Source organism: Haloarcula terrestris (genome assembly GCF_031624315.1).
Lineage (GTDB): Archaea > Halobacteriota > Halobacteria > Halobacteriales > Haloarculaceae > Haloarcula > Haloarcula terrestris.
Window position 1 is genome coordinate 210830 of the sequence record NZ_JAMQOM010000001.1, and the last position, 21696, is coordinate 232525.

General features: G+C 63.8%; 17 protein-coding genes and 1 tRNA gene. 8 read left to right on the top strand and 10 right to left on the bottom strand.

All coding sequences use genetic code 11. The features are described from left to right. Position 1: 1 nt before the first annotated feature. Entirely contained in the window at positions 2-127 is a 126-nt protein-coding gene (locus NDI54_RS01185) for a hypothetical protein (RefSeq protein ID WP_310894665.1), read from the bottom strand. A 101-nt stretch (positions 128-228) separates the two neighbouring features. Next, on the bottom strand, positions 229-546 hold the full coding sequence (locus NDI54_RS01190; protein ID WP_310894666.1) for an ASCH domain-containing protein: 318 nt from the start codon (positions 544-546) through the stop codon (positions 229-231). 94 nt (positions 547-640) lie between these two features. On the opposite strand from NDI54_RS01190, the gene NDI54_RS01195 reads away from it, so the two are divergent. After that, a complete protein-coding gene (locus tag NDI54_RS01195; protein ID WP_310894667.1) occupies positions 641-1636 on the top strand; it encodes an NOG1 family protein in 996 nt (331 codons plus the stop codon). Between the two features lie 414 nt (positions 1637-2050). Here the strand turns inward: NDI54_RS01195 and NDI54_RS01200 are convergent, their stop codons facing one another. Beyond that, positions 2051-2764, bottom strand: coding sequence for an SIMPL domain-containing protein (locus NDI54_RS01200; protein WP_310894668.1), 714 nt, complete (start codon positions 2762-2764; stop codon positions 2051-2053). A gap of 61 nt (positions 2765-2825) precedes the next feature. Beyond that, a complete protein-coding gene (locus NDI54_RS01205; RefSeq protein WP_310894669.1) occupies positions 2826-4106 on the bottom strand; it encodes a TIGR00341 family protein in 1281 nt (426 codons plus the stop codon). Positions 4107-4238: 132 nt separating this feature from the next. Here NDI54_RS01205 and engB point away from each other — a divergent pair, with 132 nt between their 5' ends. The 4 genes from engB (at position 4239) to NDI54_RS01225 (ending at position 9840) form a co-directional block, all read left to right on the top strand. Continuing rightward, positions 4239-4856 carry a GTP-binding protein EngB gene (gene engB, locus NDI54_RS01210; protein WP_310894670.1) on the top strand — a complete coding sequence of 206 codons (618 nt, stop codon included), beginning with the start codon at positions 4239-4241 and terminating at the stop codon, positions 4854-4856. A gap of 246 nt (positions 4857-5102) precedes the next feature. Further along, positions 5103-6239: a hypothetical protein gene (locus NDI54_RS01215; RefSeq protein ID WP_310894671.1), complete on the top strand. Its 1137-nt coding sequence runs from the start codon at positions 5103-5105 to the stop codon at positions 6237-6239. 341 nt (positions 6240-6580) lie between these two features. After that, positions 6581-8422 (top strand): DNRLRE domain-containing protein, encoded by a 1842-nt coding sequence (locus NDI54_RS01220; protein ID WP_310894672.1) that lies wholly within the window; start codon positions 6581-6583, stop codon positions 8420-8422. Then, a complete protein-coding gene (locus NDI54_RS01225) occupies positions 8419-9840 on the top strand; it encodes a cohesin domain-containing protein (protein WP_310894673.1) in 1422 nt (473 codons plus the stop codon). Before NDI54_RS01220 ends, NDI54_RS01225 begins: the two co-directional genes overlap by 4 nt. Before the next feature lie 90 nt (positions 9841-9930). Here NDI54_RS01225 and NDI54_RS01230 read toward each other — a convergent pair. The 5 genes from NDI54_RS01230 to NDI54_RS01250 form a co-directional block, all read right to left on the bottom strand. Continuing rightward, positions 9931-10002 (bottom strand) — tRNA-Ala (locus NDI54_RS01230). A 138-nt stretch (positions 10003-10140) separates the two neighbouring features. Next, on the bottom strand, positions 10141-10452 hold the full coding sequence (gene rpsJ / locus NDI54_RS01235) for a 30S ribosomal protein S10 (RefSeq protein WP_004515425.1): 312 nt from the start codon (positions 10450-10452) through the stop codon (positions 10141-10143). 3 nt (positions 10453-10455) lie between these two features. Further along, a complete protein-coding gene (gene tuf / locus NDI54_RS01240) occupies positions 10456-11721 on the bottom strand; it encodes a translation elongation factor EF-1 subunit alpha (protein WP_137683565.1) in 1266 nt (421 codons plus the stop codon). A 271-nt stretch (positions 11722-11992) separates the two neighbouring features. After that, positions 11993-12937 (bottom strand): homoserine dehydrogenase, encoded by a 945-nt coding sequence (locus NDI54_RS01245; protein WP_310894674.1) that lies wholly within the window; start codon positions 12935-12937, stop codon positions 11993-11995. Then, the gene (locus tag NDI54_RS01250) at positions 12934-13467 is read right to left on the bottom strand and encodes an amino acid-binding protein (RefSeq protein ID WP_310894675.1); all 534 of its coding nucleotides are present in this window, start codon (positions 13465-13467) and stop codon (positions 12934-12936) included. The genes NDI54_RS01245 and NDI54_RS01250 overlap by 4 nt, the downstream gene beginning before the upstream one ends. A gap of 328 nt (positions 13468-13795) precedes the next feature. Between NDI54_RS01250 and NDI54_RS01255 the strand changes: the two genes are divergently transcribed. Next, on the top strand, positions 13796-14893 hold the full coding sequence (locus tag NDI54_RS01255; RefSeq protein ID WP_406600160.1) for a peptidase: 1098 nt from the start codon (positions 13796-13798) through the stop codon (positions 14891-14893). A 200-nt stretch (positions 14894-15093) separates the two neighbouring features. Here the strand turns inward: NDI54_RS01255 and NDI54_RS01260 are convergent, their stop codons facing one another. After that, positions 15094-17280: an elongation factor EF-2 gene (locus tag NDI54_RS01260; RefSeq protein WP_310894676.1), complete on the bottom strand. Its 2187-nt coding sequence runs from the start codon at positions 17278-17280 to the stop codon at positions 15094-15096. Between the two features lie 201 nt (positions 17281-17481). Between NDI54_RS01260 and NDI54_RS01265 the strand changes: the two genes are divergently transcribed. Further along, the gene (locus NDI54_RS01265) at positions 17482-18276 is read left to right on the top strand and encodes a DUF5781 family protein (RefSeq protein ID WP_310894677.1); all 795 of its coding nucleotides are present in this window, start codon (positions 17482-17484) and stop codon (positions 18274-18276) included. A 151-nt stretch (positions 18277-18427) separates the two neighbouring features. Then, entirely contained in the window at positions 18428-21523 is a 3096-nt protein-coding gene (locus NDI54_RS01270) for a PAS domain S-box protein (RefSeq protein ID WP_310894678.1), read from the top strand. Positions 21524-21696: the final 173 nt, after the last annotated feature.

A 21696-nucleotide genomic window follows, 5' to 3' on the forward strand; every position in this document is an offset into this window, starting at 1 on the left:
CTCAGTCGTCGTCGCGGGCTTCGCTCATGTGCTCCCAGATCTCGGTACAGCCACAGCCGTCCTCGACATCCGCAAGGTGTTCCCGCTCTGGGTCGTCCGCTTTCGACGTGGTCATCGTCTCAGGCATGTAGTTACGATTGGTTACTATCGCGTATAAGGGTTGTCTGAGACGCAGTGACAGCCCGTTTTCGCGCCGGTTTCGGTCGGATAGGTGCGACGGAGACGGTGTTACTCCTCGACAGGCGCGAACCGATGCCGAACCACTTCGCTGTCGTCGTCCCATTCGAAGCTCCCGTGAACCTTTTTCATCCGTTCCTTGTACGCCTCGAGGTCCTCCGACCCCTCGCGCTGTGCGTCCTCGTCAGTCATGTCGCCGAGCGTCCGGTGAGTCACGTCCGTCACTTCGAACTCGGTGCCGTCGATTTCGAAGGTGTCGCCCTCGTCGGCGTACTGGTGGCCCCGATGCATCTGGGTGACCCGTCCCGCGGCGGCCATCTGCTGGACGTGGTCGTTGGGGAGAATCTCGCCGGCGTCGATGTGTGCCATACCGTAGCTGTGGCCGGGACGCTCAAAAGCGTGTCTCGCAACAGTTTGGGGAACGATTGAACGCGCTTTTACGCTCCGGCCGTCAACAGGAGCTATGAGCCATCCCTTCGAGGGTCTGCCGACGACGCCTACCGCCGAGGAGCTCGTGGACAAAGCCTTCTCGCGGGCGTCGCGCGCCGGCGGGGCCAAGGACGGGAACGAAGCCCAGCAGTCGATGCTGATGACGGCGTCGAACATCGCCTCCGACAACATGGAGAACGTGGTGACCACGTGGCCGACAATCGACGACCTGGACCCCTTCTACATCGAACTCGCCGACGCAGTTATCGGCGAGTCATACCCCGCAGACAACGACCCCGGTATCGACGCGCTGAAACAGCACCTCTCAGAGATTTCGTGGGCCGCCGACAAGGTCGTCGAGATCCGCCAGGAGTACGAGAGCCGCGTCGCCCGCGGCGACATCGACACCGCCCGGAAGCTCCGCAAGCAGGCCTTTGCCCGCATCGCCGACGTGGTCGAGGAGGTCGAGGACAACCTCGCCGCCGTCTCGACCGCGCACAACGCCCTCAAAGACATCCCCGACATCCGACCGGACGAGCCGGCGATTGTCGTCGCCGGCTACCCCAACGTCGGCAAGTCGTCGTTCGTCAACCGCGTGACGCGGGCCGACAACGAGATCGCCTCGTACCCGTTCACGACGACGCAGATCCGCGTGGGCCACTTCGAGGACCAGCGCATCCGCTACCAGCTGGTCGACACGCCCGGCCTGCTCGACCGGCCGCCGGAGGACCGCAACGAGATCGAGTCACAGGCAGTGAGTGCGCTCGAACACCTCGCCGACGCCGTCCTCGTGTTCATCGACCCCAGCGGTGAATGCGGCTACCCGCTCGCGGACCAACTGGAACTGCGCAACGACATCGAGGCCCGCTTCGACGTGCCGGTGCTGACCATCGCGAACAAGAGCGACCTCTCGACGGACGTGGAGGCCGACTACTACATGAGCGTCACCGAGAACGACAACGTCGATACCGTGTTGCAGGCCGCTATCGACGCGGTGGACTACGAGATCGAATTGCCGTTTGACGAATAGCAAAACGTAGCGAGACGTAGCGAGACGCCGACCACCGGGAGGCGTCTCGAAGACTCCGAGCGGGGAGCGTAGCGACCCGTGAGGACTGCGGTCACCACTGGGAGGCGTCTCGAACAATCCGAGCGGGGAACGCAGTGACCCGTGAGGTCTGCGGTCACTACCGGGAGGCGTCTCGAACACTCCGAGCGGGGAGCGTAGCGACCCGTGAGGACTGCGGTACACCACCGGGAGGCGTCTCGAAGACTCCGAGCGGGGAGCGTAGCGACCCGCGAGGACTGCGGTCACCACCGGGAGGCGTCTCGAACAATCCGAGCGGGGAACGCAGTGACCCGTGAGGACTGCGGTCCTACCGGGAGGCGTCCCGAACAATCCGAGCGGGGCACACAAACACAGTGGCCCGCAAGTAAGACCGGCTTACGCCAGTTCGTACGTGACGCTAACGGAGGCGTCGACGGTGACCTCACCGGGTTCGATGCTTGTCTGTCCGCCAGCGTCGCCGGCGTAGGCCGCCGCCTCGTATACGACGGGGCGGCCGTGATTGCTGGTCTGAATGGTGACGGCGTCACCGATGGCCCGGTCCTCCGCAGCGGCGACGACTTCAGCGTCCGTTCGGGCGTTGTCCATCGCGGTCGTCAGGGCCTCTTCGCGGGCGTTCTGTCGAGTCTCCTCGCTCAGCGAGTAGCGCACGCCCTCGACGCGGTCCGCGCCGGCATCGACCGCGGCGTCGATGAGTGTCCCGGCAGTTCCAACGTCGCTCGTTTCGGCTTCGACGGTGTGAATCGCCACGTAGCCGACCTGTTCGCGGCCCTCTCTACTCTCTTCGTACTCGGGGCGGATCTGGAACCGCGAGGAGGTCACGTCTGCGCCCTCGTCTTCCAGCGCCGACGTGATGGCGTCGGCATCGCCGCTGAGGTTGTTGCGCGCCGCTTCGGCCGTCTCACCGCGACCGACTGCGGCCACGGTGACGGTTGCGCGGTCAGGCGCGCGTTCGACGGTCGCATCGGCGTTGACGCTTACAGTCGAGTTTGTCGACGGCGCGGCGGTTCCGGTGTCTGCGAGTGCAAACCCGACGCCACCGGCGACGAGCAGTGCCAGTACGCCAGCGATTGCGAGTGGTCGTGATACCATATCAGACCCAACACGCCGGGGCGTATTTATGTCATCGTACGTTCAAACGCGTTTTTGAGCGTCAGCCGCGGCGTTCGATGGTGACGTAGTGGATTTCCGTCGCAACGTCCCGGCCGGCCGCGTCGTCGGCCACCGTGTCCAGTCGGTCGATGAGCGTCGGCCGCTGTGCGTCGGGCGGCAGGCCAATGGTGACGACGACACGGCGCGGTTGCTGGAAGATCGCGGTGTTGGTGGACTCGACTTCGACAGACAGCACGCGGGCCGGCGGGTCGACGCTTCCTTCGATACCCTCGCGGATGTCCGACTCCGTCGTCGCCTGCTGGTAGGAGTCGAAGGTGACGCCGCCGAGAAACGCCGACAGGACGAGTATCGACAGGACGAGGACGCCGATCCGTTTGACAGTCGCCGACCGGGCGTCGCTCTCCCGGAACCAGTGTTCCGGGCGGTAGCCCTGGTACCAGAGCCCGACGAGCACCGCGAGGTTGATCGAGAGGACGTTCACGAGCAGGAGGACGGCAGAGCCGAGACTGACGAGGGGTTGGCCCCACGCGATGCCGATGCCGACCGTCGCCGCGGGCGGGATGAGCGCAACGGCGATCATGACGCCGACCAGCGCTGTCGAGACGCCGCTAGTGAGACTGACCACGCCGGCCGCGCCAGCGCCCAGTGCGACGATCAGTGAGAGGAAGTCAGGAGCGACACGCTCGCGTATCTGCCCGACCGAGGTTACGTCGGCCAGCGGCGGGATGACGTTGGCGTACCGGACGAGGAGGGCGAAGACAGTGGCACTCGTCACAGCGAGCCCCAGCCCGATAGCCTGGAGTTTGACCCCCTGGACGAACATCTCTTGGTCGTCAACGACGGTGCCGACGTTGGCGGTCATCGCCGGGCCGATAAGCGGCGCGATGACCATGGAGCCGACGACGACAGCCGGCGAGTCCAGTAAGAGTCCGGCAGTGGCAATAATCGCACTAATGACGGTCATGAGCGCGTAGTTCGTCATCGAGGGGGCGAGGTCGTTGGCCTTCGAGGTGAGTTCCTCCCGGGCGATGCGGTCCTCGTCTTCCTCCTCGGCATATTTCTCCTCTAGCTCCTCGAACTGGCTGGAGATGACGGTGTTTGCGTCCACGACAACGGTATAGCCGTCGTCAGTGATACCGACGTTCCGCAACTCTTCGAGGATCGGTTCGAGCGCGTTGGTCGGGACCGGGAAGGTGACGACAGCAGTGAACTCCCGACCGCTCGCCTCGTCAGTGAGGACGTAGTCGATGCCCTCCTCGGCCAACACGCCCAGGACGGCGTCGCGCTTCCCTGTCGGAATCAATATCTGTACCAGCCGCACGGCTCCCGGTGAGAGCGCCGACGGTAAAAAGCCGGCTAGTCAGCCGGCGCAGCGAGAGCATGAAATGACGCCGTGACGTGCCGACCCCCGCGAAACGAACGCGCTTTTCCCCGCCGATGGAGTACAGGACGTATGTTCGAATCACGACCCGATCGGGACGCCGAAATAGTGCTCGTCGGCCGGTCCAACGTCGGGAAATCCACGTTGATGCGCGAGATAACGGGCCACACGTTCGATACGGGCCAACGCCCCGGGGTCACGCGCTCGCCCAACCACTTCGACTGGGCCAGCGCCGACTTCGTCATCAGTGACCTCCCCGGCTTCGGCTACATGAAAGGCGTGCCCGAGGAAGTCCGCGAGGATATCAAGACCGACGTGGTTCAGTACGTCGAGCGGAACGCCGAGAAGATCCTCGTCGGCATCCTCGTCGTGGACGGCAAGTCGGTCATCGACATCATCGACCGCCACTCCGGCCCCGACGAGATCCCCCACGACGTGGAGATGTTCCATTTCCTCCGGGAGGTCGGCGTCGAGCCAGTCGTCGCCGTCAACAAGATGGACAAGGTCGAGGACGAAGAAGAGCGGCTGAACGAACTCTGTGACCGCCTCGGCCTCCACCCGCCGTGGCAGCAGTGGCAGGAGACGGTCGCACCGATCAGCGCGAAGCGCGGGTCCATCGAGCCGCTGAACGAGGCCGTCCGGCACCACCTCCACGAGGCCCAGCGCGACGACCTGTTCCAGTTTTTTTGAGTTGCTAAACCGTTCATAGCCCGATCTTACCCGGGATAGACGTGAAATACCGACCCCCCGGCGCACCCGATTGGGGCCGTCCGAGAGCGCGTGTGCCGCTGCTCGCCAGTAGGTTGTCACCGAGGATCAACGTTGTCATATTGTCGCATATATAACAATATACAGGACTCACGTACAGGTTCGAACGATGAGTCAAATACCTGATCATCTCGGTTCGTCGAAACGTCGCCACTCGTTGAGGTGGCTATGAGCCGACGCTCCTACGACTTCTTCGGCGACCTAGAGGTGACGGTTCTCGGAGACGGCGGACGAACGAGTCGGCAGTACCACAGGATGTACGACAAGTTCGAAACTGACACGCCGGTGGACAATCCTGACATCGTCATCGAGGAGACGACAGACGAGGTCCAGCCGGAGGTCGTCCTCGGCGACCCCGACGACCACTACGCCTGGACGGGCACGGAGTTCGTCATTCAGAACAGGGCGGATTTCATGGCGGTCACACCGGGCTGGCAACACATCAGAGTGACGCGGGGCTTCGAGCCGTTCTACACCATCTATCCGGTCGAGTTCCGCATCCGACAGCAGCGGGTCGCGCGACAGCAGGCACTAATACACGCCTCCGGGGTGCGCCTGGACGGCCAGACGACGCTGTTCCCGGCATGGCGCGGTGCCGGCAAGACCAACACCCTGCTGTCGCTGCTGCGCGAGGGCGCGGACTTCCTCTCGGACGACCGGCTCTGGGTCGGTGCGGACGGCACGGCCGTCGGCTACCCGCTGGGCGTGAATCTCCAGCCGTACAACGTCGAGTCCTTCCCGGAGATCGAACTCCAACACGAGACCTCGAAGGACCGACTGCGCCACGAGGTACACGAGTATATCGACGCGCGGATCGACAATCACGGATCGTTCCCGGAGACAGCGGCCGGCTTCCTGAACGACAGGTATCTCGACGACAGCAGCCGGGACTTCACGAACGTCTCGGACCTGTACCCGCGCGCGGAACACATCGAACAGGCGACCGTCGACAACGTCGTGTTTCTCCAGGCCGCCCCGAACGTGGACACGATCACTGTCGAGGGCATCGCCACCGAGACAGCGATGTCGGCCACGTCGGCGATCTGTAACTTCGAGTGGGACGGGCGGCTCAGGGAGTACTTCCATGCCTACGACTCCCTCGTGGACAACGGCTCGATGGTCGCCGCCCTGGATACGGTCACCGAACGGGAACAGGAGATATTCCGTGACCTGTTCGACGGGGTCGCGATCTACCGTGCACAGATTCCCCGACAGCGGGACTGGGGCGAACACAATCTCGACACTGCTATCGCCGAGGCCGTCAAGTCGCTCGATTCATCGCGCGTGATACAGGCGATGAACTGACGATCACAGATCGCTGCTGCGCGCAAACCGAGCGAAGGCAGTTGGTAGACGGCGTCGATACCCGTGGTTATCGGCGAACGTCCGCTGAATGACACACAGGCACAGCGACGGTGAACTGCCGGTACGGTGCCCGAAACCGCACCTTAACAGAGTCATAACTAATCGCCGTCCTGTGAATGTGGACCTGTCTGAGAGACTAGCAATGTATCTATTACAGGTCGATACGGCTGGCCGATGGCAGATAGGGAGTCGTCATCGTCACGAGCGGGACAGCGGATGGGGGACGGTAAAACGGCCGAGTTGTGCCCTGTCCCACCGCAGGACCGGGTTCGGGTGTGAACATGGACGGTAGGGCAAACGGGGCCGCGCGTCCGGCTGCCACGACGAGGCGGGGGCTGCTCAAAGCCATCGGTGCCGGTGTCAGCGTGACGGCGCTGGGAACGGCCGTCAGTACCGCCCAACAGTCGGATTACTGGACGGTCGTCGCGCTGCCGGACACACAGATGTACGCCAAGAACCAGACGGCGTACGCCACCGACCAGACGCGATGGATCGCCGACAACGTAGACGCGGAAAACATCGCGTTCGTCAGCCACGAGGGCGACGTGGTCGATCACGGCGACGACGACGCGGAGTGGCAGTACATGGACGAGGCCATGGCCACGCTCGATGGGACGGTCCCCTACGCCACCGTAACGGGCAATCACGACTACGCGACGCTGTGGGACCGCCAGTCCTCGGTCGCCAAGTACAAGGAGTACTTCGGTCCCTCCCGTTACGACGGCCGGGACTGGTTCGGCGGCGCAGGCCCGTCTAACGGGGACGAAAACCGGGACAATCTCAGTACGTACCAGCTGTTTTCGGCCGGTGGCTACGACTTTCTCCATCTCGCCTTGGAGTGGGAACCGCCGGGAGCAGTGGACGACCCGGCGACGCCGCTGGGGTGGGCCCAGAACGTCCTCGACCAGTATCCCGACCGGGCAGCGATACTCACGACCCACTCGTATCTCCGCGATTCCCCGAAACGACGGGCGCAAGACCTCCAGGAAGCGAACGACATCGGCAACACGGGCCAGACCATCTGGGAGGACCTCGTCTCGCCGAACGACCAGCTTTTCATGGTCCTCTGTGGGCACTGGCACGAGGACGACGGCGAGACCTACCAGGTATCGACGAACGACGCTGGCTCACCGGTGTACGAACTCCTCGCGAACTACCAGTTCCGACCCAACGGCGGGAACGGCCTCATGCGTCGCATCGAGTTCCGTCCGGGCGGCGGGTCGGACGCACCGGACCGGATCCAGGTTCGAACGTACTCACCCAGTACAGGAGAAGAACAGACCGACAGCGACTCGCAGTTCGGGTTCGATCTCGATTTCGATTCCCGGTTCGGATCCTCGTCGTCCGAGACGCCGGAACGGACGGAAACGCCGGAGACGCCGGCCGGTCCCTCCGCCACATTCCAGCAGGGAACGGACGGCTACAGCGGGACGACTGACACGATGCTACGCGCCGCCGATCCGGAGACGAGTTACGGCACCGCCGAGAGTCTGTCCATCGACGGGAGCGATCCGGAAGGCTCGGGTCGTAGCACGCAGGTCCTTTTGCGGTTTGACGGGATTATCGGCACTGACGCCGGGCAAGTACCACCCGGGTCGGACGTGGAACAGGCCACGGTAACGCTCCAGACCTCGGACGAAGGAGACGGCGCGGCGATCCACCGACTGCGCACGGACTGGAGCGCTGATTCGACGTGGGCGTCGCTGGGCGGCGGCGTCCAGACCGACGGCTCCGGGGCCGTCTCCGATGCGGTCGCAGAGACCGGTGCAGTCGGGACGGGCGAGACATCGGTTGCTGTGACGGCGAGCGTCCAGGCCTGGGTCGACGGTGCACGGAACGACGGGTGGGTGTTCCGCCCGCTCGGCAACAACGGCTGGGACATCCAGAGTTCCAGCAGCGCAACCCCACCAGTGCTGACCGTCAGCTACACACCCAGCGACACTACGGCTGGTGACGCCGACGGTGACGGTGACGTTGACACCGACGACGTGACCCGTATCCAGCGTTCGGTTGCCGGCGAGGATGTCGATATCGACCGGGACGCGGCGGATGTCGACGGCGACGGCGATATCGATATCGGCGACGCCGTTTCCACCCGGAATCTGTCGGGGGGCGACCAATGAGATACAGTCGAGCAATCGTCGTTGCCGTTGCCCTCGCGGTCGTTGTTGGAACGCTTCCGATGGCAGTTGCCGCGCTGGCCCCTGGTTCGGCGAGCGCGATCTCGCTCGGAAGCACCGTCTCCGGCACTGCTGACGAATCGATTGCCGTTGCCCCCGGCGAGACGGTCACCGTTCAGGTCTGGGCCAACGCAACGGCAGTGCGTGGCTACCAGACGAACCTCACGTTCGACCCCGCTGTCGTAGCCGTTAACGGCGTCGCCGGAGGAGACGACTTCGATGACCCGGTTACGAACGTGAACAACGACGCCGGCTGGGTCACGTTCAACCAACTTCGGTCCGGGGAGACAGATGATCCCGTTCTCGCCGAAGTCACGCTCACAGTCCCGGCGGATGCGACCGGGACCACACAGCTCGCCTTCGTCGAAGCCGGTACGAAACTGTCAGACGACGACGGCGAGACCGTCGCGCCAGAATCGTTCAACAGCATCGAGTTGCGTGTCGACACTGGTTTGCCGACCCCGACACCGACGGAAACCGATACCGCGACACCGATAGAAACTGATACTTCGACGCCAACGGAAACCAATACCGCGACGCCGACTGAAACTGACACTGCGACGCCAACGGAAACCAATACCGCGACACCGACTGAAACTGACACTGCGACGCCGACTGAAACCGATACCGCGACGCCAGCGGAAACGTCGACTGATGGAGGCAGCGAGAGCGAGGAGAGCGACAGTTCTGACGACAGCGACGACGATAGCGACAGCGATAACGATGACGACAACAGCGGTGGTGGCGGCGGGGGCGGCGGTGGAGGCGGCGCTATCTCGCCACCGGAGCCGTCGTTCTCGGTCGTAAACGCGTCGCTCAACAGAACATCGGTCGAAACCGGACAGCCGGTCCTAGTATCCGGGACCATCGAAAACAGCGGCGACGCAGACGGAACGTTCGAAGCGCGCGTTTACCACAACGGGACAGCCATGGGCGTGAACACAACCGTGGAAATCCCCGAAGCGGAGCAGCGCCAAGTGAACCTCACCGTCCGCTTCGACTCACCCGGCGTCCACGCCGTGACACTCAATACGACGGCCGTCGGTAACGTCACCGTCGGTACCGCGAACGACACGGCAAACGCGACTGGAAACGGGACGAGGAACGGGACGGCAACCACCACAGCGAGCGGCACGATGGACGCAACCGAGACAGTGACGCCAGCCTCGACGACGACCGTCAGCGCAACCGAGACCCCGACAGCGACCACGCCGGACTCCGAGTCTTCCGTGGGAGGGACGCCCGTGTCAGGGACCCAGACGACGGACGGATCCGGTCCTGGTTTCGGAGCCGCTGCCGTTGTTGTCTCACTCTCGCTGCTGCTGAGTTGGCTCGGCTATCGACAGGAAACAGACGCCTGAGCGCCAGTAACGACCATTCCTGAATGATTGAGGGGCCCATGCCCGGTGCCGTGGCTCAGGGCAGTCATTCGGCACAACGAAAAAGCCGTATGGACTCGCCGGGATTTGAACCCGGGGCCTCTTCCTTGCGAAGGAAGCGATCTGCCACTGATCTACGAGCCCGCGTGGTCTGCCACTCGAACGCGGAGTTGTAAAAACCCTGCGCGTGAGAGCGGCCTTCGATAGCGATTCACACTGTCCCGGCCAGCGGTTCGGACGGGCGACGCAACGACACTGTCGCGAAGCGACAGCCCCCGAGACTTAGTCCTCGAGGACGATCTCGATGGAGACGTCGTTGGGAACCTGGATGCGCATCAGCTGGCGCAGTGCCCGTTCGTCGGCGTCGATATCGATGAGCCGCTTGTGGACGCGCATCTCCCAGTGTTCCCACGTCGCGGTCCCCTCACCGTCGGGGGACTTGCGGGTGGGAACCTCAAGCGTCTTGGTGGGGAGCGGAACCGGACCGGAGAGTTCGACACCGGTCTTGTTCGCGATCTCCCGCACGTCGGCGCAGATGTCGTCGAGGTCCTCGGGGCTTGTGCCCGCGAGCCGAACGCGTGCCTGCTGGGACATACGTTATCGCTCGTTGACGCTGAGGACTTTGCCGGCGGCGATGGTCTGACCCATGTCGCGGATGGCGAAGGAGCCGAGCTCCGGAATCTCAGAGGACGGCTCGATGCTGAGCGGCTTCTGTGGGCGGACCGTCACGACGGCAGCGTCCCCGTTCTGGATGAAGTCGGGGTTCTCTTCGGCGACCTCACCGGAGGACGGGTCGATCTTCTTGTCGATGGACTCGACAGTACAGGCGACCTGTGCCGTGTGGGCGTGGAAGACCGGCGTGTACCCTTCCGTGATGACGGACGGGTGCTGCATCACGACGATCTGGGCCTGGAAGGTCTCGGCGACCGATGGCGGGTCGTCGGCCGGACCACAAACGTCGCCGCGTCGGATATCGTCCTTGCCGACGCCGCGGACGTTGAACCCGACGTTGTCACCGGGCTCGGCCTTCGGGACTTCCTCGTGGTGCATCTCGACGGTCTTCACTTCACCGGAGACATCCGAGGGCTGGAAGCTGACGTTGTCGCCCGTGTTCAGGATACCCGTCTCGACACGGCCGACCGGGACCGTACCGATGCCGGAGATGGTGTACACGTCCTGGATCGGCAGTCGGAGCGGCGCGTCCGTCGGCGGCTCCGGGGCCGGCAGGTTGTTGAGTGCTTCCAGCAGGATTTCGCCGTCGTACCAGTCCGTGTGCTCGGACTCGCTGGCGACGTTGTCGCCTTCGAACGCCGAGAGCGGAATGAACTTGGCGTTCTCGGAGTCGAAGCGGACCTGGGTGAGGAGGTCCTTGACCTCTTCGACGACCTGCTTGTACTCGGACTCGCCGTAGTCGACGAGGTCCATCTTGTTGACACCGACGATAAGCTCGCCAATGCCCAGGGTGCGGGCCAGGAACACGTGCTCCTGGGTCTGCGGCTGGACGCCGTCGTCGGCGGCGACGACCAGGACGGCGTTGTCGGCCTGGGACGCGCCGGTAATCATGTTCTTCACGAAGTCGCGGTGACCAGGACAGTCCACGATGGTGAAATCGTAGGCGTCGGTGCTGAACTCCTGGTGGGCGATGTCGATGGTGACACCACGCTCACGCTCTTCGGCGAGGTTGTCCATGACGTAGGCGAACTCGAAGCCGCCCTTGCCCTTCTCCTCGGCTTCTTCTTTGTGCTGTTCGATGACGTGCTCCGGTACCGATCCTGTCTCGTACAGGAGTCGGCCGACGAGCGTGCTCTTCCCGTGGTCGACGTGGCCGATAATGGCCAGGTTCTGGTGTTGTTCGTCGCTCATTGTTATCTCTCACGCGCAGAGGCGCTGTATCGGGTTTATTAGCTGGTGGTTCATAAAACGATTTCGAAAGCGTGTAAGCGCCAGCCCGTCGCTTTCTTGCGATTCGGCACGCCATGGCATGGTAGTGTGGCACCTGATAGCTTGGTCAGGGGAGCGGTCGTGATCCGCAGTCACGGCCGGGTTTGTGTTCGCTGGAGTGAGAAACGGGACTGGTGACTTGGATAAAGAATACAGAGAGCAGTACAGCCGCGTTAGAAGTCCTGCTGGTCCGTTACAATCGGCCGATGTCGGCGAGGACGGCACTCGCCGTCTCCGGACCACCGGCACCGCGACCGGAGATGTTGAGTTGCCCGGCGTGTTCGGTCTCCAGTTGGGCGATGTTGCGGGTGCCGGAGACGGCAAGCGGCGCGTTGTCCGGGACGAGTCGCGGGCCAACGCGGACGGTGCTCTCGACGACCTCGGCGATGAGCCGGACGGTCCGGCCGTCCGCCCGTGCGAGTTCGAGCGCGCTGCCGGAGATTTCCTGAATCCCCTCGACCTCGGCGTCATCAAGCGTGTACTCCGTCCCGTCGTCGGACAGGACGTTCGCGATGATGACGCCTTTCAGCGCCGCGTCGGTGCCGTCCACGTCGAACGTCGGGTCGGCCTCGGCGACGCCGAGGTCCTGTGCTTCCGCGAGCACGTGTTCGTAGTCGAGGCCTTCGGTCGCCATCCGGGAGAGAATGAAGTTCGCGGTACCGTTGAGGACCCCGCGGACGGCGGTGATATGGTTCGGGTCGAAATCGTCGATAGTCGAGAGAATCGGCATCGCACCGCCGACAGTCGCCTCGAACAACACGGTCCCCTCGCTCTCGCGTTCCAGCGCGCGAACATCGGCGTACCGCTCAGCGACCGGGCCTTTGTTCGCAAGCACGGCGTGGCGGTCCCGTTCGAGCGCGGCCTGGACGTGACTGAAGCCCGGTTCGGCGTCGCCGAGCGTCGTCGGCGTCGCCTCGACCAGCACGTCGTACTCAGCCGCCAGCGCGTCCTCCGGTGCGCCGCTTCCGACGACCCCGTCGGTTCGCTTGCGGTCGAGCACTTCGCCGGTATCGAGACCCGAACTGTCGACGGCGGCACTACTGGAGTCGGCAAACGCAGTGACTGAATGCCCGTGGTCGCTCGCTAATTCGACGACGCTGGACCCGACTGCGCCGGCACCGATGACAGCGAGTCTCATGCTTCACCTCCTGCAGCGAGGGGCTCAATCACGCGGAGGTCCTTGTCGTCCGCGACAGTGCGGATGGCGGACATCGTCTCAGTGACCGCTCCTTCCTCGGTCGCCAGTCGGATACGCGCGCTGGAAGCGTCGTCGGTCCCCTCAGGTGCTGACAGCGAGAGGTCGGTGACGGTCGCATCAGTCGATTCGTGAATCCGTGAGAGCGTATCAGAGAGGTCTGTGTTGACCAGATGGCCGGTGAGAATGATCGTCAGTGCTTCGCTGTACTGCTCGGCCCCGGCCTGGATGACGTTGATGCCCGCGTCCCGGAGAGCGTCGACGATGTCGTCGAACCGCTCGGGGGTCGCCTCCAGGTCGACCTCCACGGGGATGTGGCCTCGGGGGGTCACGTTCCCCCGCTCGTGGAAGATAGAGAGGAGGTTCCCGCCGTTGTTGGCGATGGGCTCGAGCGCCCGCAGCAGTTCGCCCGGTTCGTCGACCAGTTCCAGCCGAACTGTGTAGGACCGTACCTCGTCGGTCGAGTCGCTCATCGCCCGCTCACCTCCTGAGTATCTCGGCTCATTGTGGGAGACTCAGCAGGGGCACGTATAAGAAACCGTCCGTTTGGTCGTCACGCGCTATGGCAGAAAGCGGTCGGACAGGTCGTCGATCCATTCGTGTACGCCTCGCCGCGAGTCGAGCCCCACGGATTCCACGAGAGGGAGTCCATCCCCGCGAACGTCAGTGCGGCCCCGTCGGCAGGCTGAAACTCCAACGCGGTTCGGCGTCAGGAAATCTAACCACAGGGCACTCCCCAGTCGTGACAGTCGGTAGCAGGGGAACGCTACGTTTTTTGTGTGACAGCGAAGCGTCTCGTATGTGTACGCCCTCCAGTCAGCCCCGATCTCGATAGGCGCGGCAATAGTCGTCTTCGGAACTCTCACCGTCGTCGGCATAGTCCTCGGCGCAGTCGGGAGCGCGGTCGCGCGGCGGCTCTCGAACCCCGTCGCCAGGTATCGACAGCTGTACCTCGGTGTCGTGCTCCCGTTCGCACTGCTTTCGTACATCGTCTTTCGGCTACTCGGACTCGGCTACGCGATGATCGGTGGACAAGCCGGGGTGGCAGGAACAATGCTGGCGACGTTCGCCGAACTGCTCGCCGCCGGCGTCGTCGGACTGGCCGCCTACGCACCAACGGTGCCGGGCGTCCGTAGCGTCCGAGACATCGAACTCTCGACAAGCCGGGCGCTCGTCCGAATGGGACGGTACATCTTCGGACTCTCCGTGTTGGTGACCGTCGTCGTCGCACCGCTCGAAACCGGACTGTCGCCGTTCGTACTGTTAGCCGTCGTTGCCGGCCTCGTCGTTGCCGGTCAGGCCGCGACCCCCTGGCTCATTCCGCTGGTACGATCAGTCGACACGCCGGCTGAATCAACGGCGGAAACACTAGAGCGACTCCAAGACCGTTCGGGACTTACTGTCCGAGACGTTCGGATTTTCGACACCGAACAGGAGAGAACCGCGAACGTGACTGTCCGCGGTCTCCCCGGATACCGCCGGCTCTTTGTGACGAGCACGTTCCTCGACACGTTCGACGACGAGACGGCGACAGCCCTCCTCGCGGTCCAGGCCGGCCGCCAGCACGCCCGAGTGCTTTCACGGGTCATCGGCGGCCTGCTCCTCGCGCTTGTTCCGCTGTTCGTAGCACTGGCCGACATCGGCCCGCTGTGGCCGCTTGCCGGCGTGAGTCTCGGACTCATCATTGTCAGTCTGTGGGTCGCCCGCCGCGGAGTCCGAGCGGCCGACGACTACGCGGCCGAACGCGTCGGCCCCACTGTCGTTGCGGCCGCCCTCGAACGGTATGCCGCCGTCCACAACATGGAGCCGTCGAGACGACGGTTCGCGAACCCGTTCTCGAAATCGCCGCCGCTGGGGAACCGAATCGACCGGTTGCGGGAGCAGGCAGAAGCGACATAGCAGAACACGAGTCCGGACACAGTGAAATCAGATAGAGCGGAGCGGACATGCATACCGCGCGCCGGCGGCGCGTGGTTTCACTCCGAGCGCGCTCGCAGAGCGCGACTCGGAGGTCGTTTTTAGCGTAGATTTTTACGAGGAGTGGTTCCCGCAGCGCCGCCGTAGGCGGCGCGAGGAAACCCGACGAAGTAAAAAGGTACTTAGAAGTAGTCGATAGCCGGGTTCAGTTCCTGCTTCATACCCTTTCGCTCGCGGATCTCGCTGATCTTGTCGGGCTGGAGGTTGTCGGCAAGGACCTGGAAGCCGGCGTTTTCGGTGTTCCAGGAGGCACGGCCCTCGGTGGCCGAGCGGATGTCGGAGGAGAAGCCGATCATCTCGTCGACCGGGGCGACGCCTTCGACGACCATCAGGTCGCCTTCCTGGTACATGTCGTCGACACGGCCACGGCGGCCCTGGATCTCGCCGCTCGCAGCGCCCATGTGGTCGTTGGGCACGTCGATGCGGACCTGCTGAATCGGTTCCAGCAGTTTGATGCTGGCGTCGATAAGCGCGTTGTGGACGGCCTCGCGGACGGCCGGGATGACCTGGGCCGGACCGCGGTGGATGGCGTCCTCGTGGAGGCGAGCGTCATGAAGCCGGAGCAGGGAGCCCTGGACCGGTTCGGACGCGAGCGGCCCGTCGTCAAGGGCTTCTTCGAGGCCCTCAATGACGAGCTCCATCGTCTCGTTGAGGTGCTGGATCCCCTTCGTCTCGTCGAGCAGGATGTTCGTCCCGTGGATGTGCTCGATGTTCTGGGAGTCGTCCTTGTCCATGCCGGCCTCCTGCAGCGCTTCGCGGCGCTCCAGTTCGGGCATGTCCATCGACGCCTCGCCCATCTTGATCGTCTCGACGATGTCTTCGCCGAGCGGGTGAACGGAGATGTAGAAGCGGTTGTGGCGGTTCGGCGAGATACCCTCGACTTCGCGGCTCTCCTGCTGTGGGGCCTCGCGATAGACGACGATCGGTTCACCGGTGTTGATCGGGATGCCCTGGTTGCGTTCGATACGCTGGCCGATGACTTCCAGGTGGAGTTCACCCTGTCCGGAGATGAGGTGCTCGCCGGTGTCCTCGTTAATCTCGACCTGGATGGTCGGGTCTTCCTTGGCGACCTGCTGGAGCGTCTCGATGAGCTTCGGCAGGTCGTCCATGTTCTGTGCCTCGACGGACTTCGTGATGACCGGCTCCGAGATGTGCTCGATGGACTCGAAGGGAGTCATCTCGACGCTGGAGACCGTAGAACCGGCGATGGCGTCCTTGAGGCCCGTGACAGCGGCGATGTTGCCGGCGGGAACGCGCTCGACTTCCTCGCGCTCGCCACCCATGTAGATACCGACGCTCTGGATGCGGTTCTTGCCCGCAGTTCCGGAGACGTACAGCTCCTGGCCCTTCTCCAGCGTGCCGGAGAAGACACGGCCGGCGGCGATTTCGCCAGCGTGAGGGTCGACACCGATGTCGGTGACCATCAGGACGACTTCGCCGTCCTCGTTGACCAGTCGCATGTCGTCGGCGAGCTGGGACTCGGCGTCACCACGCCAGATACGCGGGACACGCATCGGCTGGGCGTCGACGGGGTTCGGGAAGTGCTCACACACCATGTCGAGCACCACGTCGGACAGCGGCGTGCGCTCGTGGAGTTCCTGGCGGTTGTCGTTGCGCTCCAGCTCCATGATTTCGCCGAAGTCCATGCCGGTCCGCTGCATCGACGGCATCGAGACGCCCCACTTGTACAGCGCGGAGCCGAAGCCGACAGTCCCTTCCTCGACGGAGACCGTCCAGTCCTCGATGTCGTCCATCTCCTCGGTCATGCCGCGGATAAGCTCGTTGACATCCTGGATGACCGCGAGCAGACGCTTCTGCATCTCCTCGGGTCCTTCCTGGAGCTCGGAGATGAGGCGGTCGACCTTGTTGATGAACAGCGTCGGCTTGACGCCCTCGCGGAGCGCCTGCCGGAGCACTGTCTCGGTCTGGGGCATCGCGCCCTCGACGGCATCGACGACCACCAGCGCGCCGTCGACGGCACGCATCGCGCGGGTCACGTCGCCACCGAAGTCGACGTGGCCGGGCGTGTCGATGAGGTTGATGAGGTGGTTCCGGTCCTCGTACTCGTGGGTCATCGAAACGTTGGCCGCGTCGATGGTGATCCCACGTTCCTGTTCGTCTTCCTCCGTGTCCATCGCCAGCTGTTCGCCGGCGGTGTCGTCGGAAATCATACCGGCACCGGCCAGTAGATTGTCCGTCAGCGTCGTCTTTCCGTGATCGACGTGAGCAGCGATGGCGATGTTCCGGATGTGCTCCGGATCGTCCATCAGTGTCTCACATTCTTGGACGATTTTCTTACGTCGGCCCATTATACAGCCTTCTATCAACAGCAGGGTCAAAAGGATAGTGTTTCACTACGGCCGCGACCGCCTGAAATCCGCCGGTTCGCGTGGGATAGTCTCGCAATCCGAAATCCGGCAGCGGCAAGCGCCAATAGCTCGCTCGCTGTCGGAGCGAACGCTGTCACGAACAGTGGATTAATAGCTGTGTATCCCATGAGAAAGACACACATGGATGTGCACGTTCAGGGTGGGCCTGCCGAACCGTTCCTGGGGGCACGGGACCTCTTCTCGACGGAACACGACCTGACCCGCCCAGTCACTGTCCGGATCCGCGAGGACCCGGACGAGCGGACGCGTGTCAGTCATAGCGACGACGCCCACCGGCTGACGATTTCCCGCCAAGCCGCCACGAGCGCGATGGCCCGTGAACTAGCGTTACACGAGTACGCGCATATGCATCATCACGAACAGGACCATCCGTCACACACACAATCGACGAAGGAGGCGATCTATCTCGCGTTGGCGGGACGCTCGGTCGAACAGCGAAAGCTCACGCACTGTTACCAGATCGCCAACCACATGAAAGATGTCTACGCCGACGATATCTGGATGCCGGTGGTGCCCGGCGACAAGCTGGTGCCGTTTCTGGAAGCCAGCCTCGCAGCCGCCGTCGCGGACCGACCCGGCGACCCGCCGACCTGGGACCGCACGACATCGCCGACCCGGATACGCCACCCCAGTGAACCGGCCGCACGGCTGACGCCGGCTGCGGACCCGGATATCACGGCCGTCAACGCGGCGTTTGCCCTCGCGCTGTGTGAACGCCACGACCTCGTCGAGGCGGACCACCGGCTGTATGACCTCGCCCACGCTGCAGGCCAAGACGCCGAATCGGTCGATCTCGCGGAGTTCAAACGCCATTTCGCGGCGCTCTCGCCCGATCCGGATGAATCCGAGTTCCGGAAGGCGCTCGTCGACGTGACCCGCGCGTACGCTGGCGGTGGCGGCCGCGCGGCGGACTAGAAACCGAACGACCCGGTACTTTCGACCACAGACCAGCAGCGTCGTCAGATGCGGTTTCGGGTCCGTTTTTGTCGACTGCCGGCTCCACTCGCACTGGTCTGCCTCTGGAGCAACAGAACTGTTTTTGCATGGACTTGTGAATTGGTTGACTATGAGCGAGGCGCTTCGTGGCCACCGTCACGATGGCGAGACAGATGTCGTCGGCGAGCAGATTCGGGTGTTACACGTCGACGACGACCCGGACTTCGTAGCTGTCGCAGCGGATTCCCTGGAAGCCGCGGATGATCGGATCTCCGTCGAAACCGCGACCAGCGCACGACGTGGGCTCGACCGGCTCGCCGAAGACGGGTTCGATGCCGTCGTCTCCGACTACGACATGCCGGAGATGAACGGTATCGAACTGCTCGATGCGATTCGGGAGACGGACCCGGACCTGCCGTTTATTCTGTTCACCGGCAAGGGCAGCGAGGAGGTCGCCAGCGAGGCCATCTCGATGGGCGTGACCGACTACCTGCAGAAATCCTTCGGGGTCGAGGTGTACGAACTGCTGGCCAACCGTATCGAGAACGCGGTCTCCGAGTACCGCGCGAAGCGACAGGCCGCCGAGTCCGAGCGCCGCGTCCGCGAGCTCACCGAGGCGACCAACGACATCCTCTGGGAGTTCACGGCCGACCTGAGCGAAGTGCTCGTCATCAACTCCGCTTACGAGGACATCTGGGGGCGCTCGGTGGCCGACCTCCGAGAGAACCCCTATGACTTCCTGAACGGTATCCACCCCGAGGACCGCGAACTGATGAAAGACGCGATGCAGTGTCTCATGACCGGCGAGTCAGCCGATGTCGAATGCCGCGTCAACGCCGAGGAGGGATATCGGCGCTGGGTCTGGATACAGGGCGAGCCGATCACGAACAGCGACGGGGAGACAGTTCGCGTGGCCGGGTTCGCCCGCGACATCACCGAGCGGCGGAACCGCGAGCACGAGCTCGAAGCCACCAAGAACCAGCTCACCGAGCACAACCAGACGCTCCGGGAGCTCTACGAGATCAGCGCCGACCCCGACGCCTCACTAGAGGAGAAGATCCAGGCCGTACTGGATCTGGGACGGGAGCGTCTAGGGACCTCCGATGCGTTCCTGTCCTCGAACAACACCGACACCGACGAGTTCTCGATCCTCTATTCGAGCGGGAGCGACGAGCGGCTCACACCCGGGACCGTCACGCCGCTTTCGGAGTCATACTGCCGGAAGACGATAGATACGGACGATGTAACGGCGATTTCAGAAGCGTCCGAGGAAGGCTGGGAGTCGGACCCGGCGTACGAACGCTGGGCGCTCGAGACGTACATCAGCGGCGAGGTTCGGGTCTGTGACAACCATTCCGGCACGCTGTGTTTCGTCGACCGCGAGGCCCGCGAGACCCCCTTCACCGAGGACGAGAAAACGTTCGTCCATCTCGCCGCACAGTGGGTGAGCTACGAGCTCGAACGCCAGCAGCGCGAGCAGCGCCTCGAACGGTACCGGGAGTACACCGACGATATGCTGGACGCCATCGACGACGTGTTCTACGTCCTCGACAGCGACGGCTGCTTCCGGCGCTGGAACGAGAGCCTGCTCGACGTGACCGGCTACTCGGCCGCCGAGGTGGCCGGGACACACGGGACCGAGTTCTTCCCGGAAGAGCACCACGATCTCGTCACTGCCGCTATCGAATCGGTGTTTGAGGACGGGATCACCCGCGTCGAAGTACCGTTTATTACGAAATCGGGGGAGCAGATCCCATACGAGTTCACGGCAACCCACGTCGAGGACCCCAACGGGAACCCGATGCTGGCCGGTATCGGTCGGGACATTACCGAGCGCAAGCGCCGCGAACAGGAGCTGACGCGAACGAAGGAGCTCCTCGACCAGGCCCAGCGGATCACGAGCGTCGGCGGCTGGGAGGTCGACGTGACGACCGACCCGCTGGAGATGACGGTGACGACCGAGTTCTACCGGATACACGGACTGACGACGGACGCCGAACTGAACATCGAATCCGTCGTCGACCTGTACCACCCCGACGACAGGGAGACCGTCCGGACGGAGTTCCAGCGAGCGATAGCGACGGCCGAGGGGTATGACATGGAGGTGCGGATCGGCGACGAGGAGCAGTACCGATGGGTGCGGGCACTGTGTGAACCGGTCACCGAGAACGACGATGTCGTCAAACTCCGTGGCTCCATCCAGGACATCACCGAGCGAAAGCTCCGCGAGCGCGAGCTAGAGGCGACCCGCGAGCGGATGGAAATCGCCCTGGAGACCACCGGCACACTCGTCTGGGACCGCGAGTTCGAGTCCGACACCCTGTCGTACTATCCCTCCGCCGAGACGCTCTATGGCACAGACATCGAGACGATTGAGGAGTTTTTGGCGCTTGTCCATCCCGAAGACCAGTCTGCGGTTGTGGCGCGGATCGAATCGGCGATCGAAACCGGAACGTACGACGCCGAGTTCCGAATCGTCCGCGACGGCGAGGTCCGTTGGATGGAGGCGAAGGGGCGCGTCGAATCCAACGGCGATGGGACGCCGGTTCGGGCAATCGGTATCGACCGCGATATCACCGAGCGCAAGCACCGCGAGCAAGAACTCCAGGAGACGAACGAGCGCCTCGAAGAGTTCACGAGCATCGTCAGTCACGACCTCAGGAACCCGCTATCCGTCGTCGAGGGCCGTATCGAGCTGGCCCAACAGGAGCGAACCAGCGAGCACCTCGACAGCGCCAGCGACGCGCTCGCGCGGATGCGGACGCTCATCGACGACCTCCTCTCGGCCGCGCGCGAGGGATCGGAGATCGACGCTGACGTGGTGCCACTCGCCGACACAGTCGAACAGTGCTGGCACAACGTCGAGACCCGCGACGCGGAACTCGTTGCCGAGACTGACGCCGTCGTTCGCGCCGATGCGAGCCGGTTAGAACAGCTGCTTGAGAACCTGTTCAGCAACGCCGTGGAACACGGCGGCGACGACGTGAGGGTCACCGTTGGCGAACTGGACAACGGGTTCTACGTCGCAGACGATGGCGACGGCATCCCCGAGAGCGACCGGTCGCAAGTGTTCGAGACCGGCTACTCCACCTCGGACGACGGGACCGGGTTCGGGCTCTGGATCGTCTCGGAGATCGCCGACTCCCACGACTGGACGGTGACCGTTGCCGAGGGCAGCGACGGCGGCGCACGGTTCGAGATCACCGGCGTCGATATCGTGGAGTGATACCCCGTTCCGTGCGACCGCGAACGCAGTCACCCATCAACGGTATCCGTACCGGCAGACCGCAGACACCGTCGCACAGATCCGACGAAACCCGTCACGCGTCCGGCGTGGGTGGCGAGGGTACTCGAACAGCGAGCCCGCGAGGATGGAACAGCCGCTGGGCGTACGGCGAC